This window comes from Pseudomonas sp. C9 (genome assembly GCF_002000165.1).
Classification (GTDB): domain Bacteria; phylum Pseudomonadota; class Gammaproteobacteria; order Pseudomonadales; family Pseudomonadaceae; genus Aquipseudomonas.
The window spans coordinates 4,223,287-4,239,592 of sequence record NZ_MPAK01000001.1 but is presented as its reverse complement, the minus strand read 5'-3'; the positions used below and the strand labels follow the sequence as shown (position 1 = coordinate 4,239,592).

Below are 16,306 nucleotides of genomic sequence, written 5' to 3'. Positions count from 1 at the left end.
CCTACCCTCCAGAGGCCGGTGACGGAAAACCGGCGAATGGCCATGGGATGCAGCTTCCGCGCCAGCTCGGGAGAAGCACGCCCCTGTAGCAGCTGGCGAAGCCTGCGTTCGACTGCGCAGCGGTCGCAAGATCAGGCGATACGGTGCTCCAGATATATTTTGATTACAGGATTTACGGCTGCTTCGCAGCCGGACGCAGCCTTCGGCAGCTGCTACAGGGGAGCCTGCTCAGCCGCCGATGATCTTCATGATGGTTGCACCACCGGAGAACGCCACCTCCTGCTTGTCGCCCAAGGCTTTCACCAGCAGGCGCTGCAAGGCGGGCAGCGCTTGATGACGCGGTTTGTCCAGCAAGTCGCCGACATAATGGCGATTGCTCGACGACAGGCAGCCATGCAGCCAGCCCGTGGACGAAAGACGCAAGCGTGAGCAGGTGCGGCAGAACGGCACACTCTCGTTGGCGATGACGCCGAAATGGCCCAGGCCGGAAATCTCGTAACGCACCGCCGTGGCATCGACCGGCGCATCGGCTTGCAGATACTCATAACGCTCGCCGATCAGGCTCAGCAACTGCTGAAGGCTGACGAACTGCTGCAGGAACGCATTGGAGTCGGTCGCCAGATGGCCCATGCGCATCAGCTCGATGAAACGCAATTCATAGCCGCGCTCCAGGCAGTAATCGAGCAGCGGCATCACCTGATCAAGATTCTGGCCACGCAGCGGCACCATATTGACCTTGATCTTCAGGCCAGCGGCCTTGGCTTGATCCATGCCATCGAGCACGGTCGCCAGATCGCCCCCACGGGCGATGCTGCGAAAGGCGCCAGCGTCCAGGGTGTCGAGGGAAACGTTGATACGACGAATGCCGGCATCCACCAGCAACGGCAGCTTTTTCGCCAGGAGCTGACCATTGGTGGTCAGGCTGATGTCTTCCAGGCCCATCTTGCCGACGGCCGTCATGAAGGCTTCTAGTTTGGGGCTGACCAGCGGCTCGCCGCCGGTGATGCGCAAGCGTTCGATGCCCGCTGCTTCGATCAGATAAGCTACGCCGCGTGCCATGGCCTCGGCCGACAACTCATCCTGCGCAGCCACCAGCCGCTTGCCGTTAGGCACGCAGTAGGTACAAGCGTAGTTGCAGGCGGAGGTCAGACTGATCCGCAAATTGCGAAAACGCCTGCCTTGACGGTCAACGATCATGGATCACTCCGGCGAAAGTAATAGAACGCTTAAAACTTGACTCACAAATCAAGTTTTAGCAAGTCCCATGCCTGAGTATATTCCTGCGGTACTGCGCCATATAGCTAAATCATGGCGCAATCAGGCGGCTGAATGGTTCAACTGCTCGGGGTGTCGGTATCGCGCTTGCGCTTGTTGCCCATACGCACGCCGATGTCCATCAGGAACTGGAAGAAACCTTCCTGATCTTCCAGCACATTGCTCCAGAACGGCGAGTGATACAGCGCCACGGCGCCATGCACCAACGCCCAGGAAGCGCAGTAGTGAAAGTAAGGCGGCACGTCTTCGAGCTTGCCTTCGCTGATCCGGCCTTTGATCAGCAGGGTCAGGCGCTCGAAGTTAGAGGCGCGGATCTTGTGCAGTTCCTCGACCATCTCCGGCACTTGATTGCCCTTGACCACCTTCTCTTCCAGCCGGTCGAACAACCGATAGCGTTGCGGGTCGCGCATGCGGAATTCGAAGTAAGCCCGGGACAGCGCTTCTTTGTCCTTGTCGACATCGGCCGAATGCAACAGCTCGTTCAAATCACGCTCGTAATCGAGCATCAGGCGCAGATAAATCTCGGCCTTGGACTTGAAGTGCTTGTAGATCGTGCCTTTGCCGATACCGACGGCATCAGCAATCATCTCGACGGTGACACTGTCTTCACCTTGATCGAGGAACAGCTTGAGCGCGGTATCGAGAATTTCTTGCTCGCGGCGACGAAACTCACGGACCTTACGAGGTTCTTTATGCATAAGAAAAGGTCTGTTGGGGTCAAAATTCGAAGCCGCGTATTATGCCTAACTTACGCAAAAATGCACGGATCATCCGACCATATCTGTGTTTCTTGATGATTTCCCGCAGAGTCGCCAGTGGATGAGAACGCTTCCGAAGCGGGCGTATTCCAAAATTGTTTAAAAACCTTGGCCGGGAAACTGGACGAGGCGCAATAGTGATCAATACTTGAAATGTCGGCGGGACATCTCCCCCAAGTGTTGCGCCGATATTGGTACCAACGGACCGCGTGCCATTGTTTTACTCCTAATGGTCTTAACCCGGATTCACCCCCCAGAACCCGGGTTTTTTTTGCCTGCGATTTAACCTTTCACATGCGCCAGCGGGAACAGCCGCTTGAAGTTCGCCGTGGTCTGCTCGGCAAATCGCTCGTAAGGCTCGCCTCGCAACATTGCCAGAAACTCCGCGACTTCACGCACGTACTGCGGCAGGTTCGGCTTGCCGCGATACGGGATCGGCGCGAGGTACGGCGAATCGGTTTCCACCAGCAACCGGTCGGCAGGCACCTTGCTGGCCACATCGCGCAGCGCATCGGCATTGCGGAAAGTGACAATACCGGACAGGGAAATGTAATAGCCCATATCCAGAGCCGCCTTGGCCATGTCCCAATCCTCGGTAAAGCAATGCAACACGCCAGCCTGAGGCAACGCCGCTTCACGTAACAGGTTCAAGGTATCGGCGCGAGCGCCCCGGGTGTGGATGATGACCGGCTTGCCAGTCTGTTGGGCCGCTTGCAGGTGCAGGCGAAACGACTCCTGCTGTAACTCGGCCGCTTCCGGTTCGTAGTGATAATCCAGACCGGTTTCACCGATCGCGACGACGCGCGGGTGATTGAGTTCGCGCAACAACCAATCCAGCGCCGGCGCTGCGCCCGGTTGCACATCCAGCGGATGCACGCCGACCGAGCAATCGACGTCGTCATAACGTTCGGCCAGGGCTTTGACCTCGGCGGCGTTGTCGACGCTGACGCCGATGCACAGAAAATGCCCTACCCCGCGCTGACGGGCTGCATCGAGCGCAGCATCCAGAGAGCCGTCGTGGGCGGCGAGGTCGAGACGATCAAGGTGACAATGGGAATCTACGAGCATAAAAGGGCTGCAACTTACATCGTATGAGTGGGACGGTCGGACTTGAAGGCTCCGGCCAGGTGGTTTTCGATTCGACTGCGCGCAGTGTTGTCGCCGTCGTTGAACTGCACGCCGACCCCGGCGGCCCGGTTGCCCTGAGCGCCTTTGGGGGTGACCCAGGTCACTTTGCCAGCGACGGGAATCTTCTCGGCTTCGTCCATCAAGTTCAGCAGCATGAAGACCTCATCGCCCAACCTGTAGCTTTTGTTGGTCGGGATAAACAGGCCACCGTTCTTGATGAATGGCATATAGGCCGCGTAAAGCACCGACTTGTCCTTGATGGTCAGGGACAAAATGCCGTTACGCGGCCCAGGGTTGACGAGTTCATTCATGCTGACCTCCACTGCTGATGAACAGAGTCTAGGCCCGGACGATCACTTCTGGGTAGGCAGGGATGCCCATTGCACCAGGAGCGCTTCCAGCAACAACACCCGGTTCAGGTTGGCCTTGCTCATCACCTTCTGGCGCTGGGCGAGGATCCAGTCCTGAATACCGAGGACTTTGTCCTGACTGGTTTTCTGCGCCAGGTACTGAACCACCTTGCGCATGTCCGCCAGACCCAGGCCTTCTTCATCCTGGGTTAATTGATAACGCAGAATCAGGCTCGACCAGTCACAAAACCAGTCGAACAACAGCAATAACGGGATCGCATTCCAGCCTTCGGCCAATTGCGTCGGCGACTGTTGCTGCTTAAGCAACTTCTTCACCCCATCGACCACCAGCGCCCGCTGCTCGCGCACGCCTTGCGCTTGCAAGGTAACCGCCGCCAGTGGCGAACCCGCAGCCAGGGTCAGCAGTTCGATACGCTCCTCTTGCGAGCAATCCGGCAAGGCTTGCGCCAGCCAGGTCAAGCTCATCGCTTCGCTCGGCAAGGGGCAGGCTTGCTGCACGCAGCGGCTCTTGATGGTCGGCAGCAGGCGACTGGTCTGGTGACTGACCAACAGCAAAACGGTATCGCCCGACGGCTCTTCAAGGCTTTTGAGCAAGGCGTTGGCGGCGTTGACGTTCATCGATTCGACCGGCTCGATCAACACGACTTTGCGCCCGCCCATCTGCGAGGTCTGCACCACAAAGCTGACCAGTTCACGCACCTGATCGACCTTGATCGCCTTGTCGGCCTCCTCCGGTTCCAGGATGTAATTGTCGGGATGGCTGCCAGCCTTCAGCAGCAGGCAGGACTTGCATTCGCCGCAAGCGTCCTGCGCGGTGGGCCGCTGACACAGCAGGCTGGCCATCAAGCGTTCGGCCAGCGCGCGCTTGCCGATCCCGGCCGGGCCATGCAGCAGATAGGCGTGAGCGTGTTGCTTACGACCGGCCAACTGCTGCCAGAGACCGTCCTGCCACGGATAGGCCTCAGCCACGGGTCAACTCCAGCAGGCGCGGCAACAAGGCGTCCAGGGACTGTTGAACCTGTGCCAGTGGCTGGGCGGCATCAACCAGGACATACCGCGCAGGATCCGCTTTCGCGCGCTTGAGGAACGCACTGCGCACCGCATCAAAAAAGGTTCGGCCTTCGAGTTCGAATCGATCCAGTCGACCGCGAGCGCTGGCGCGGGCCAGACCGACTTCTACCGGCAAGTCGAAGATCAGCGTCAGGTCCGGGCGCAGATCGCCCTGGACGAACGTTTCCAGGGTTGCGATGCGCTCCATCGACAAACCGCGACCGCCACCTTGGTAGGCGTAGGTTGAATCCGTAAAGCGATCGCACAACACCACCGCACCACGCGCCAGCGCCGGGCGAATCACCTCGGCCAGGTGTTGGGCGCGCGCGGCGAACACCAGCAGCAATTCGGTGTCGGGGTTCATGACTTCATCAACCGGCGCCAGCAGCACTTCGCGAATTCGCTCGGCCAACGGCGTGCCGCCCGGTTCGCGGGTCAGCACCACCTCGATACCGGCAGCGCGAAGACGCTCGGCCAGGTATTCGCGATTGGTGCTTTTGCCGGCGCCTTCCGGGCCTTCCAGGGTAATAAACAAGCCAGTCACAGGCAGTCCTTAGTCAGAATTATTGCGGGCTTTGCGGCGCGACTGCATCCGGCGAGGGCTCAGGTGCGGGAGCCGGCTCGGATTCAGGTGCAGGCGTCGGTGCAGGTGCAGTTTCTTGCGGTGCTACCGGGGGCATTGCCTCGGGATCGGGATCAGGCGAAGCCGCCGGAATCGGCGCCTCGGTATCCGACGTTTCGGCACTCGCCGCCTCAGGCGCACGGATCGGCGCCGGGCTGGAGCGGTAATCGGCACGACGCTTGAGCTGGAACTCGCGCACCGCGTTGTTATGGGCGTCCAGGTCATCGGAGAACACATGGCTGCCATCGCCGCGCGCGACGAAGTACAGGCTGTTGCCTGCCACCGGGTTCAACGCGGCATGGATCGCTTCGCGGCCAACCATGGCAATCGGCGTCGGCGGCAACCCGGAGATCACATAAGTGTTGTACGGGGTCGCTTCCCTGAGATGGGCGCGGGTCAATTTGCCGCTGTAGCGATCACCCAGGCCGTAGATCACCGTCGGGTCGGTCTGCAGCAACATGCCGATCGCCATGCGGCGAACGAAAACACCGGCAATCTGCCCGCGCTCCTGCGGCACGCCGGTTTCCTTTTCCACCAGCGAAGCCATGATCAGCGCTTGATAGGGTTCGGTGTATGGCACGTCGGCAGCGCGTTGATCCCACTCTTTGGCAAGAACTTCGTCGAGGCGGTCATAGGCTTTTTTCAGCAGATCGACGTCGGTCATGCCACGCACAAACCGATAGGTATCTGGAAAGAATCGACCTTCCGGGAAAATCCCGCGGTGACCGAGCTTCTCCATCACCTGGGTGTCGCTCAACCCGTCCAGGGTCTGTTCAAGTTTTTCGTCTTTGGCCAGGGCTGCGCGGACCTGACGGAAATTCCAGCCCTCGACCAGGGTCAGGCTGTACTGAACCATTTCCCCACGCTTCCACAGGTCGATCAACCCCTCGACCGTCATGCCCGGCGTCATGCGGTATTCGCCGCTGTGCAATGGCTGTTTGGGGAGATTGAAGCGCCAGTAAACACGCAGCCAGAACGCGTCCTTGATGACGCCGTCGGCTTCAAGTCGATAGAAGGTGCGGGTGGGTGTCGTGCCTTTGAGCACTTCCAGCAATTCTTCCTGGGTGATGTTTAGCGGTTGTTCCAGCGCCGAATGAATTTTCCAGGCAGAAGCGCCCAGACACAGCCCCGCCAGTACCAATCCGGTTTCCAGCAGCAGCAAGAATTTACGTCTCACGTATCAAGCATCCAGTAGCGCGCGGGCAATGGTTTGGAGTTTACGGGTGAGCGGCCCAACCGGCCAGCTCAGCGCAGCATAGGCGCGCACCGGCCAAACGCCATACACGCTGTTGCAGACAAAGACTTCATCGGCCCATTGCAGCTGTTCGAGCGTGATGTCAGTAATTTGTGTGGGAATTCCCGACGACTCGGCTTGAGACAATAATTCCGCACGCATCACACCAGCCACGCCACAGCGTTTCAAATCGGCCGTGATCAACACGCCATCGCGCACCAGGAACAGATTGCTGAACACACCTTCAATGACACGCCCGGCCTGATCGAGCATCAAGCCTTCGGCATGTTCGGTGTCTTGCCATTCGGCACGGGCAATCACTTGCTCAAGACGGTTCAGGTGTTTGAGCCCGGCGAGCAGCGGTTGCCTGGACAGTCGTGTGGTGCAGGGGAACAGGCGAACGCCCTGCTCTGCATGAACAGCCGGATAAGCAGCAGGAGGATTGCCTTGCAGAATACGTCGGGCCTGGGCCGAAGGATCGGGGGCGTAACCACGCAGGCTGTCGCCGCGCGTGAGGATGAGCTTGAGCACGCCCTCACCCAATGTGGCGGCGTAGGCCAACAGTTCGTTGCGGATCAGTTCGTGATTGGCGGTGATAGCCAGCCGCGTGCAACCTTGCGCCAAACGCGCCAGATGCCGGTCCAGCAACAGCGGTTGCCCACCATGCACGGCAATGGTCTCAAACAGACCATCGCCGTAAGCCAGGCCGCGATCCTTCAGCGACAGAGCGTCAGCCGGCTGACCGTCGACCCAGCTCTCCATCAGTCAGCGAACCGACGGAACACCAAAGAGCCATTGGTCCCGCCAAACCCGAAGGAGTTCGACAGCACCACATCGATGTCCATGTTGCGCGCAGTGTGCGGCACGAAATCGAGGTCACAGCCTTCGTCCGGCTCATCGAGGTTGATGGTGGGCGGCGCTACCTGGCTGTTGATCGCCAGCACGCTGAAGATCGCTTCGACTGCACCCGCCGCACCCAACAGGTGACCGGTCATGGATTTGGTCGAACTGACTGCCAGCTTGTAGGCGTGATCGCCAAACACCGACTTGATTGCACAGGCTTCAGCCAGGTCACCGGCCGACGTCGAGGTACCGTGGGCATTGATGTACTGAACCTGATCGGCATTGACCTTGGCATCGCGCAGGGCATTGGTGATACAACGTGCGGCACCCGCACCGTCCGCCGGTGGCGAGGTCATGTGGTAAGCATCGCCACTGGTGCCAAAGCCGATCAACTCGGCATAGATGGTCGCGCCACGCGCCTTGGCGTGTTCCAGCTCTTCGAGCACCAGAGCACCGGCACCGTCGGACAACACGAAGCCATCACGGCCTTTGTCCCAAGGACGGCTGGCACGGGTCGGCTCGTCGTTGCGGGTCGACAGCGCACGGGAAGCACCAAAGCCGCCCATGCCCAAACCGCATGCCGCCATTTCGGCGCCGCCGGCAATCATCACGTCAGCTTCGTCATACATGATGTTGCGAGCAGCCATGCCGATGCAGTGCGTACCGGTGGTACACGCTGTGGCGATGGCGTAGTTAGGCCCCTGTACACCCAAGTGGATGGACAGAAAACCGGAAATCATATTGATGATCGAGCCAGGCACGAAAAACGGAGAAATCCGTCGTGGGCCAGAGTCATGCAGAGTGCGGCTGGTTTCTTCGATGTTGGTCAGACCGCCAATACCCGAACCCATGGCCACGCCGATGCGCTCGCGATTGGCATCGGTGACTTCAAGACCTGCGTTACGCACAGCCTGAAAACCTGCGGCCAGACCGTATTGAATAAACAGGTCGAGCTTGCGAGCTTCCTTGACCGACAGGTATTCCTCGACATTGAAGCCCTTTACCGAGCCGCCAAAACGGGTGGAATAGGCAGAAAGGTCGGTGTGTTCGATCAGACCAATGCCACTGCGGCCAGCCAGAATGCCCTGCCAACTGCTCGGCACATCCGTGCCCAGTGGCGACAACATACCCATACCGGTGACTACGACGCGTCTACGCGACACAGCACTCTCCTTTTTTCAAATGACGACTTTGCATCAGGCCTAAAGAAAAAACCGCACGCCGTGATGGCAGTGCGGTTTTTCCATGACAGCAAGCAACGATTACAAGCTATTAAGCCTGGTGGTTAGTAACGTAATCGATTGCGGCTTGTACAGTAGTGATCTTCTCAGCTTCTTCGTCAGGGATTTCGGTCTCGAATTCCTCTTCCAGAGCCATCACCAGCTCAACGGTGTCAAGGGAGTCGGCACCCAGGTCTTCAACGAAGGAAGCAGTGTTGACCACTTCTTCTTCTTTAACGCCCAGTTGCTCAGCAACGATTTTCTTGACGCGCTCTTCGATGGTGCTCATACCTTGTTTTCACTCCTAATGGACAAATTCAGGCAGCTGGCCAGTGGGTAAGTGTATAGAAAGACTTTTCAGCTTTTCAACTGAAAGCTTCACTCCTCAAACCCGTCAGCCCTCTGCCTATAAATAGATTGCAGCTTTATAACGGATTTTAGACAGCTCGTATGACATTTTTTTGAAGCGATCCGTCACATTTAACTCATGTACATCCCGCCGTTCACCGGGATTGTAGCCCCAGTAACGTAAGCCGCACCGTCGGATGCAAGAAAAGCGACCACAGACGCGATCTCTTGTGCTTGCCCCAGACGGCCCAGCGGAATTTGCGTCTGCAAGGCTTCACGCTGTGCCTCGGGCAGTTCGCGGGTCATGTCGGTATCGATGAACCCTGGGGCCACCGAGTTTACCGTAATCGACCGCGAACCGACTTCACGTGCCAGTGCACGACTGAAACCTTCCAGACCGGCCTTGGCGGCTGCGTAGTTTACTTGGCCAGCGTTGCCCATGGCACCCACTACCGAGCCAATACTGATAATTCGTCCCCAACGGGCTTTGGTCATACCGCGCAAAACGCCCTTGGACAGGCGGAACAGACTGTTCAGGTTGGTATCGACGACATCATGCCACTCGTCGTCTTTCATGCGCATCATCAGGTTATCGCGGGTGATACCGGCATTGTTGACCAGGATCGCCGGCGCACCGAACTGTGCCGTGATCTCTGCCAGCACCGCGGCAACGGATTCGTCGCTGGTGACATTGAGTTCCAGACCGGTGCCTTGAACGCCGTTTTCCTTCAGGTTGGCGGCAATACGCTCGGCACCCGAGGCAGAGGTCGCAGTGCCGATAACGATGGCACCCTGACGACCCAGTTCCAGGGCGATAGCCTGGCCGATACCGCGGCTCGCACCGGTGACCAGTGCAACTTTACCTTGCAGACTCATGCAAGTTTCTCCTGATTCAGGCCTGCGCTGCACGGGCGGCAGCGAAAGCGTCTGGGGTATTGAGGTTGGATGTCGATACGCCTTCGGCGCAGCGTTTGTTCAGGCCGGCCAGCACTTTGCCAGGTCCGCATTCGACCAGATTGGTCGCGCCCTTGGCTGCCAGCGCCTGGACCGATTCGACCCAGCGTACAGGCTTGTAGAGCTGCTCAAGCAGATCGCGCTTGAGGGTTTCCAGATCGGCCGGCACATCGGCACTGACGTTCTGGACCACAGGAATCTGCGGCACCTGCCAGTCGATCGCGGCGATCGACGCAGCGAAACGCTCGGCGGCCGGGCGCATCAGTTCGCAGTGGGACGGCACACTGACCGGCAACGGCATGGCGCGCTTGGCACCACGAGCCTTGCAGCCTTCAATGGCACGCTCGACCGCGGCCTTGGCACCGGCGATAACCACTTGGCCCGGGGAGTTGAAATTCACCGCACTGACCACTTCGCCTTGCGCCGCTTCGGCACAGGCTGCCAGCACGTCAGCGTCGTCCAGACCGAGGATAGCGGCCATGCCGCCCTGCCCGGCCGGAACGGCTTCTTGCATCAGCTTGCCCCGGGTTTCAACCAGCTTCACCGCGTCGCCCAGACTCAAGCTGCCCGCAGCGACCAGGGCGCTGTATTCGCCCAGGCTGTGACCGGCAACATAAGCCGGACGCGCGCCACCTTCAGCCAGCCACAGACGCCACAAGGCGATCGAGGCGGTCAGAATGGCCGGTTGGGTTTTATCGGTTTGATTGAGTTGCTCTTCCGGCCCTTGCTGGGTCAGCGCCCACAGGTCGTAACCCAGGGCATCGGAAGCTTCTTTGAATGTTTCGAGGACAACCGGATGTTGCGCGCCCAACTCGGCCAGCATGCCGAGGGACTGCGAACCCTGTCCTGGAAAGACGAATGCGAGGGAAGCAGACATGTAACAAGCCCCTAATGATCTTGTCGTCGGAGAATTGACGTCCCGCTATGGGGGACGCAAGAAACTGACAGTTGGATGGCCAAATGAACTGAGCGGTCACATTTAAGCATTGTCCGACGAAAACACCTAAAGCAACAAATCCTCCAGCCGACCGTGAATACGCTCCGGCAGGTTTTCCTGAATCTCGATCAGTGCTCGGGAAATGGCGCTCTGGAACCCCTGAACTCCGGCCGATCCGTGACTTTTCACGACAATTCCTTGCAACCCGAGAAAGCTTGCACCGTTGTGCCGGGCGGGCGCCAGATCGGCTTGCAGGCGCTTCATCAACGGCAGCGCCAGGGCGCCGACCAATTTCGAGGCGAGGTTTTGCCTGAACAGCGCTTCAATGCGCCCGGCAATCATGGTCGCCAGACCTTCGCTGGATTTAAGCAGGATATTGCCGACAAAACCGTCACACACCACCACATCGGCCTCGCCACGGTACAAGCCGTCACCTTCGACAAAACCGATGTAATTGATGCCACGGGCCGCCTGCAACAAAGTGGCGGCCAGCTTGACCTGCTGATTACCCTTGATGTCTTCGGTGCCGATGTTCAGCAGCGCCACACGCGGCCGGACAATACCGAGCGTTTCGGCCGCCACCGACCCCATGACCGCGAACTGCAGCAAGTGCTCGGCGCTGCAATCGACATTGGCACCCAGATCGAGTAACTGGCAATAACCCTTCTGAGTCGGAATCGCCGCCACCATTGCCGGACGATCAATACCCGGCAAGGTTTTGAGCACAAACCGCGACAACGCCATCAGCGCACCGGTATTGCCAGCGCTGACACAGGCCTGAACCTTGCCATCGCGCAATAACTCGAGCGCCACGCGCATCGACGAGTCGGGCTTGCCGCGCAGGGCCTGCGCAGGCTTCTCGTCCATGGTGATGACTTCAGACGCAGGCACAATCGACAGGCGCGAGCGATCCACAGCCGACTGGCCAGAGAGCAATTCTTCAAGAAGAGAGGGTTGACCGACGAGGGTCAGGTGCAGCGAGGGTGTTGCAGACAGGCAAGCAAGGCTGGCCTGAACAATGCTGCGGGGACCGAAGTCCCCGCCCATTGCGTCAATCGCGATGACTTGAGCAGACAAGGATTACTCGTCAGCGCCCTTGTCGATCACTTTACGACCACGGTATACGCCTTCTGGCGATACGTGGTGACGCAGGTGAACTTCACCGGTGGTTTTTTCTACAGACAGGGTGCTAGCCTCGAGAGCGTCGTGCGAACGGCGCATGTCACGGGCAGAGCGGGATTTTTTGTTCTGCTGAACAGCCATAATTGATTAACTCCTAAACGTTTGGGTCACGCTTTAACTGCGCCAATACACTGAACGGGTTGGACCGCGTTACCTCGTCCTCGCTCGGTTCGGGCTCATCGAGACCCGCCGGCTGCTGGCATTCTTCCGGATGATGAGCAGGCACAATGGGCAAGGCGAGCAGAAGCTCCTCCTCGATCAGTGACTGCAGATCCAAAGGATCTTCGCCCAGTTCCAGCACGTCATAACCTTTCGGCAACGACTGGGTATTCGCACCCTCCTTCACCACAGCATAACTGCATTCGCTATGGATCGGCAGGGTGACCAGCTCAAGACAACGCTGGCAAACCATTTTGACTTCGGTGTCGATAAAGCTGTGGATGACCACAGATTTACGTTCATCTCGTTCAAAAACGAATTTAGCCTGCACCGTACCGACAGTATCGGAAAGCGGGTCGCAGAGTCTCTCCAAATCGGCCAGCAGCAGTTCACCTTGAAGGGTGGTGCCACGGTCAGCCAATTTGCGCGGGTCAACGTGAGGTGGAATCGGGTCATTCAACATAGGCGCAGCATTATAGGGATGCCCCCGGCCATGTCAAAGGAAATTCAGCCCTGTCCGTCACTTGCAAGCCTCCGCTAGAATCCGGACCTGACTTTTGGAGTTGCGCATGCTGCCTTTACTACTCGCTTCAAGCTCGGTGTATCGCCGGGAATTACTGGCCCGCCTGCAGCTGCCATTCACCTGCAGCTCGCCGGATATCGACGAAAACCATCGTCCGGGCGAGCCCGCCATTGAACTGGTCAAGCGCCTCGCCAAAGAAAAAGCCCTGGCACTGATGGACAGCCATACCGCTCACCTAATCATCGGCTCCGACCAGGTCGCGGTACTCGGCGAGCGGATTATCGGCAAACCCCACACCTTCGAAAAGGCCCGCGAGCAATTGCTGGCCGCCAGCGGTGCCAGCGTGACCTTCCTGACCGGCCTGGCGCTGATCAACAGCCAGACAGGCGAATGCCAGGTTGATTGCGTGCCGTTCACCGTGCACATGCGCACGCTGGATCAGGCGCGCATCGAACGCTACCTGCGCGCCGAGCAGCCCTACGACTGCGCTGGCAGCTTCAAGGCGGAAGGCTTGGGGGTGAGCCTGTTTCAAAGCACAGAAGGCCCTGACGCTACCAGCCTGATCGGCCTGCCACTGATCCGCCTGATCGATATGTTGCTGGCCGAAGGCGTGCAAATCCCCTGACCACCACAATCGTGTAGCAGCTGGCGAAGCCTGCGTTCGAGTGCGCAGCGCTCGCCAAACCATATGCCGCGACCTGTCAGGCAAACCGCGAAATCCGGATTTGCGAGCGCTACGCACTCGAACGCAGGCTTCGCCAGCTGCTACAGAGACCGCACAGGTATTAAAAAACCGGCCACCTGGGCCGGTTTTTAATGCCAAAGGAGATCAGCGCATTGATGGACCGTGAAACCCCATCCACATCGCCAATTGCTCTGCGACGCTGGCACCGAGCTTTTTCGAGAAGCGATCGAACGGCGATTCCTGAACGGTGAAGTCCACCAGCTCCTTCTCGCCAATCACGTCACGGGCCACCGAACTGGCATTGCCCAGACCATCGATCAAACCGAGCGGCAGCGCCTGCTCACCGTTCCAGACCAACCCGGAGAACAGCTCCGGATGCTCTTTGTCCTTCAGGCGATCGCCACGACCCTTCTTCACGCTGTTGATGAATTGCTGGTGCGTGGTGTCCAGCACACCCTGCCAGAACTGAGTTTCTTCAGGCTTCTGCGGCTGGAACGGATCGAGGAACGACTTGTGCTCACCCGAGGTGTAGGTACGACGCTCGACACCCAGCTTCTCCATGGTACCGACAAAACCATAGCCGGCCGCCGTCACACCAATGGAACCCACCAGGCTCGCCTTGTCGGCGTAGATCTGATCCGCCGCACTGGCGATGTAGTAAGCACCCGAAGCCCCCAGATCCGAAATCACCGCATACACCTTGGTATCAGGATGCAGGCCACGCAGGCGGACGATTTCGTCATACACATAACCCGACTGCACCGGACTGCCGCCCGGGCTGTTGATGCGCAGCACGATGCCTTTGACTTTCTCGTCCTCAAAGGCAGCACGCAGGCTGCCGACGATGTTGTCAGCACTGGCCGGCTCCTTGTCGGCGATCATGCCCGTCACATCGATCAATGCCGTGTAGTTGGTGCTGCGGGTCGCGCTCTTTTCCATGTCCATCAGCGGCGTAAACAGGATCAGCGCGACAAACAGGTACACGAAGGTCAGCAGCTTGAAGAATATCCCCCAGCGGCGAGACCTGCGTTGTTCCTGCACACCCGCCAGCAGAGTCTTTTCCAGCAGCTTCCAGCTTTTCTCGTCACCGCTCTGCGCACTCGACTTGTCAGGCGCCTTCCATTCGTCGGTCATGACATCTACCCCAGCAAAAACCTGTTAAGCCCGCTGATTCAGCCAGGCATGCAATTCTGAAAAACGATCAATGGCCAGCGCCGGCTCGAACACTTTCAGCGCCTCGATCGATTGCGCGCCATAGCTGACTGCAACCGAATCCATGCCGGCGTTGCGCGCCATCTGCAAGTCGAAGGACGAATCGCCGACCATCAACGCTTGCTCAGGGCGAACCTCGCAGTGGGCGAGAATCTGCTCAAGCATCAGCGGATGAGGCTTGCTCGCGGTTTCGTCGGCGGCACGGGTAATGTCGAAATAGTCTTCCCACCCGTGAGACTTCAGCACCCGATCCAGCCCGCGACGCGCCTTGCCGGTCGCCACAGCCAAATGATACCCCTCGGCACGGAACGCCTCCATCGACTCGACGACCCCCTCGAACAACGGCGAAGGCACCGCCTCCGAAGCGATGTAGTGATCGGCATAGTGCTGACGAAACGCTACCAGTTCGGCGTCGCCAATCTCCGGATACAGGGTGCGAATCGCTTCCGGTAAACCGAGACCGATAATGCCCTTGACGGCAAAGTCGTCACGCAACGGATACCCGGAGCGTTCGGACGCGACATGCATCGCCTCGACAATCCGACCAATGGAATCGGCCAGCGTGCCGTCCCAATCGAAAATCAGCAGTTTGTAATCAGAGGGGCTCACTCAATCGCTCCACGGTCTTGGCCCACATCTCATCCACCGGCGCCTGCAATTTCAGCTCGCCACCATCGGGCAGCGGCACAGTCAGCATGTAGGCGTGCAAGAACAGGCGCTTGCCGCCCAAATCACGGATCTCTTTGCTGAAATCGTCATCGCCGTACTTGGTGTCGCCGGCAATGCAATGCCCGGCGTGCAGGGTATGGACGCGGATCTGGTGAGTGCGGCCGGTGATCGGCTTGGCTTCGATCAGGGTGGCAAAGTCGCCGAAGCGGCGCAGGACCTTGAACACGGTCACCGACTCCTTCCCCTCCTCCTCGTCGACCTCGACCATGCGCTCGCCGGAGCGCAGATTGCTCTTGCCCAGCGAAGCACGAACCTGCTTGATCGAGGCCGCCCAGTTACCGCGGACCAGCGCCATGTAGCGCTTGTCGACGCCGTCACCCCGCAACGCGGTGTGCAAGTGACGCAGCATGCTGCGCTTCTTGGCGATCATCAGCAGGCCGGAGGTGTCACGGTCGAGACGGTGAACCAGTTCGAGCTCCTTGCAATCGGGACGCAACTGACGAAAGGCTTCGATCACCCCATAAGTCAGGCCGCTGCCGCCATGAACCGCAATGCCGCAAGGCTTGTTGATCACGATCAGCGCCTTGTCTTCGAAGACAATCGAGGCTTCGAGGCGCTGCAGCAGGCCTTGGGCCAGCGGCACCGGCTCGTCGCGCTCAGGCACGCGAACCGGCGGCACGCGCACGATATCGCCCGCCTGCAGCTTGTATTCGGGCTTGATCCGCCCCTTGTTTACACGCACTTCGCCTTTACGCAAAATGCGGTAAATCAAGGTCTTGGGCACGCCTTTGAGCCGAGCGAGAAGGAAGTTGTCAATACGTTGGCCGGCATATTCCGGCGAGACCTCCAGCAGCTGTACCGCTGGGGTCGGAGGGGTTGTAGTCGTCATGGCGCGGATGATAACAATTTTTTATGGAATTGAAGCACTTAATCATTGCTGCTATAGTCGCGAACGCCGCCAAAAGCGGCCTGGACAGCGGACCAACGGTCAAAAACCGGCCCTGACCAACGCAATTCACCAGGACGTGAGGCCGTCCTACGGGGCTTTCGCTACGTAACGGTGGAGTTTGCAGCTGTAACGAGCGCAGGTGACATGAGGCCTGAATCAAGCCGCAAAGCAGAGTTTTCACTCGCCT

The 16,306-nt window shown here is 59.0% G+C and carries 19 protein-coding genes; 1 reads left to right on the top strand and 18 read right to left on the bottom strand.

All coding sequences use genetic code 11. The annotated features are described in order from the left end of the window. Positions 1-228: 228 nt before the first annotated feature. The 15 genes from BMS17_RS19805 to BMS17_RS19735 all read right to left on the bottom strand — a co-directional run bounded on the left by BMS17_RS19805 (position 229) and on the right by BMS17_RS19735 (position 12,544). Entirely contained in the window at positions 229-1,197 is a 969-nt protein-coding gene (locus BMS17_RS19805; protein WP_077431537.1) for a GTP 3',8-cyclase MoaA, read from the bottom strand. A 137-nt stretch (positions 1,198-1,334) separates the two neighbouring features. Beyond that, on the bottom strand, positions 1,335-1,973 hold the full coding sequence (locus BMS17_RS19800) for a TetR/AcrR family transcriptional regulator (RefSeq protein WP_008152317.1): 639 nt from the start codon (positions 1,971-1,973) through the stop codon (positions 1,335-1,337). 342 nt (positions 1,974-2,315) lie between these two features. Further along, positions 2,316-3,101 carry a TatD family hydrolase gene (locus BMS17_RS19795; RefSeq protein ID WP_077431535.1) on the bottom strand — a complete coding sequence of 262 codons (786 nt, stop codon included), beginning with the start codon at positions 3,099-3,101 and terminating at the stop codon, positions 2,316-2,318. Between the two features lie 14 nt (positions 3,102-3,115). Next, complete coding sequence (locus BMS17_RS19790) at positions 3,116-3,472, bottom strand: PilZ domain-containing protein (RefSeq protein WP_077431533.1); 357 nt, start codon at positions 3,470-3,472, stop codon at positions 3,116-3,118. Between the two features lie 42 nt (positions 3,473-3,514). Beyond that, positions 3,515-4,501: a DNA polymerase III subunit delta' gene (locus BMS17_RS19785; RefSeq protein WP_077431531.1), complete on the bottom strand. Its 987-nt coding sequence runs from the start codon at positions 4,499-4,501 to the stop codon at positions 3,515-3,517. After that, positions 4,494-5,126 (bottom strand): dTMP kinase, encoded by a 633-nt coding sequence (gene tmk, locus BMS17_RS19780; RefSeq protein WP_046031688.1) that lies wholly within the window; start codon positions 5,124-5,126, stop codon positions 4,494-4,496. The genes BMS17_RS19785 and tmk overlap by 8 nt, the downstream gene beginning before the upstream one ends. A gap of 19 nt (positions 5,127-5,145) precedes the next feature. Next, entirely contained in the window at positions 5,146-6,381 is a 1,236-nt protein-coding gene (gene mltG, locus BMS17_RS19775) for an endolytic transglycosylase MltG (RefSeq protein ID WP_077431529.1), read from the bottom strand. 3 nt (positions 6,382-6,384) lie between these two features. Continuing rightward, complete coding sequence (gene pabC / locus BMS17_RS19770; RefSeq protein ID WP_077431527.1) at positions 6,385-7,200, bottom strand: aminodeoxychorismate lyase; 816 nt, start codon at positions 7,198-7,200, stop codon at positions 6,385-6,387. Then, positions 7,200-8,444 (bottom strand): beta-ketoacyl-ACP synthase II, encoded by a 1,245-nt coding sequence (gene fabF, locus BMS17_RS19765; RefSeq protein ID WP_046031685.1) that lies wholly within the window; start codon positions 8,442-8,444, stop codon positions 7,200-7,202. The genes pabC and fabF overlap by 1 nt, the downstream gene beginning before the upstream one ends. Before the next feature lie 109 nt (positions 8,445-8,553). After that, a complete protein-coding gene (gene acpP, locus BMS17_RS19760) occupies positions 8,554-8,790 on the bottom strand; it encodes an acyl carrier protein (RefSeq protein ID WP_003442511.1) in 237 nt (78 codons plus the stop codon). Positions 8,791-8,981: 191 nt separating this feature from the next. Then, on the bottom strand, positions 8,982-9,725 hold the full coding sequence (gene fabG / locus BMS17_RS19755; protein WP_046031684.1) for a 3-oxoacyl-ACP reductase FabG: 744 nt from the start codon (positions 9,723-9,725) through the stop codon (positions 8,982-8,984). Between the two features lie 16 nt (positions 9,726-9,741). Then, entirely contained in the window at positions 9,742-10,680 is a 939-nt protein-coding gene (gene fabD, locus BMS17_RS19750) for an ACP S-malonyltransferase (protein WP_077431525.1), read from the bottom strand. Between the two features lie 126 nt (positions 10,681-10,806). Beyond that, a complete protein-coding gene (gene plsX, locus BMS17_RS19745; RefSeq protein ID WP_077431523.1) occupies positions 10,807-11,817 on the bottom strand; it encodes a phosphate acyltransferase PlsX in 1,011 nt (336 codons plus the stop codon). A gap of 3 nt (positions 11,818-11,820) precedes the next feature. Continuing rightward, a complete protein-coding gene (gene rpmF, locus BMS17_RS19740; RefSeq protein ID WP_003179396.1) occupies positions 11,821-12,003 on the bottom strand; it encodes a 50S ribosomal protein L32 in 183 nt (60 codons plus the stop codon). Positions 12,004-12,016: 13 nt separating this feature from the next. Beyond that, complete coding sequence (locus BMS17_RS19735) at positions 12,017-12,544, bottom strand: YceD family protein (protein WP_004371317.1); 528 nt, start codon at positions 12,542-12,544, stop codon at positions 12,017-12,019. Positions 12,545-12,650: 106 nt separating this feature from the next. On the opposite strand from BMS17_RS19735, the gene BMS17_RS19730 reads away from it, so the two are divergent. Then, on the top strand, positions 12,651-13,229 hold the full coding sequence (locus tag BMS17_RS19730) for a nucleoside triphosphate pyrophosphatase (protein ID WP_077431521.1): 579 nt from the start codon (positions 12,651-12,653) through the stop codon (positions 13,227-13,229). A gap of 204 nt (positions 13,230-13,433) precedes the next feature. Here the strand turns inward: BMS17_RS19730 and sppA are convergent, their stop codons facing one another. Genes sppA through rluC form a run of 3 tightly spaced genes read right to left on the bottom strand, consistent with a single transcriptional unit; the run spans position 13,434 to position 16,059 of the window. Beyond that, positions 13,434-14,423 carry a signal peptide peptidase SppA gene (sppA, locus tag BMS17_RS19725; RefSeq protein ID WP_046031680.1) on the bottom strand — a complete coding sequence of 330 codons (990 nt, stop codon included), beginning with the start codon at positions 14,421-14,423 and terminating at the stop codon, positions 13,434-13,436. A gap of 24 nt (positions 14,424-14,447) precedes the next feature. Continuing rightward, entirely contained in the window at positions 14,448-15,110 is a 663-nt protein-coding gene (locus tag BMS17_RS19720; RefSeq protein ID WP_077431519.1) for an HAD-IA family hydrolase, read from the bottom strand. Further along, on the bottom strand, positions 15,097-16,059 hold the full coding sequence (gene rluC, locus BMS17_RS19715; RefSeq protein ID WP_077431517.1) for a 23S rRNA pseudouridine(955/2504/2580) synthase RluC: 963 nt from the start codon (positions 16,057-16,059) through the stop codon (positions 15,097-15,099). The genes BMS17_RS19720 and rluC overlap by 14 nt, the downstream gene beginning before the upstream one ends. Between the last annotated feature and the right edge of the window lie 247 nt (positions 16,060-16,306).

Coding starts and splice junctions, on each gene's coding strand:
- BMS17_RS19805 (WP_077431537.1), bottom strand. CDS start 1,197: ATGATCGTTGACCGTCAAGGCAGGCGTTTTCGCAATTTGCGGATCAGT.
- BMS17_RS19800 (WP_008152317.1), bottom strand. CDS start 1,973: ATGCATAAAGAACCTCGTAAGGTCCGTGAGTTTCGTCGCCGCGAGCAA.
- BMS17_RS19795 (WP_077431535.1), bottom strand. CDS start 3,101: ATGCTCGTAGATTCCCATTGTCACCTTGATCGTCTCGACCTCGCCGCC.
- BMS17_RS19790 (WP_077431533.1), bottom strand. CDS start 3,472: ATGAATGAACTCGTCAACCCTGGGCCGCGTAACGGCATTTTGTCCCTG.
- pabC (WP_077431527.1), bottom strand. CDS start 7,200: ATGGAGAGCTGGGTCGACGGTCAGCCGGCTGACGCTCTGTCGCTGAAG.
- acpP (WP_003442511.1), bottom strand. CDS start 8,790: ATGAGCACCATCGAAGAGCGCGTCAAGAAAATCGTTGCTGAGCAACTG.
- fabG (WP_046031684.1), bottom strand. CDS start 9,725: ATGAGTCTGCAAGGTAAAGTTGCACTGGTCACCGGTGCGAGCCGCGGT.
- fabD (WP_077431525.1), bottom strand. CDS start 10,680: ATGTCTGCTTCCCTCGCATTCGTCTTTCCAGGACAGGGTTCGCAGTCC.
- rpmF (WP_003179396.1), bottom strand. CDS start 12,003: ATGGCTGTTCAGCAGAACAAAAAATCCCGCTCTGCCCGTGACATGCGC.
- BMS17_RS19735 (WP_004371317.1), bottom strand. CDS start 12,544: ATGTTGAATGACCCGATTCCACCTCACGTTGACCCGCGCAAATTGGCT.
- BMS17_RS19730 (WP_077431521.1), top strand. CDS start 12,651: ATGCTGCCTTTACTACTCGCTTCAAGCTCGGTGTATCGCCGGGAATTA.
- sppA (WP_046031680.1), bottom strand. CDS start 14,423: ATGACCGACGAATGGAAGGCGCCTGACAAGTCGAGTGCGCAGAGCGGT.
- rluC (WP_077431517.1), bottom strand. CDS start 16,059: ATGACGACTACAACCCCTCCGACCCCAGCGGTACAGCTGCTGGAGGTC.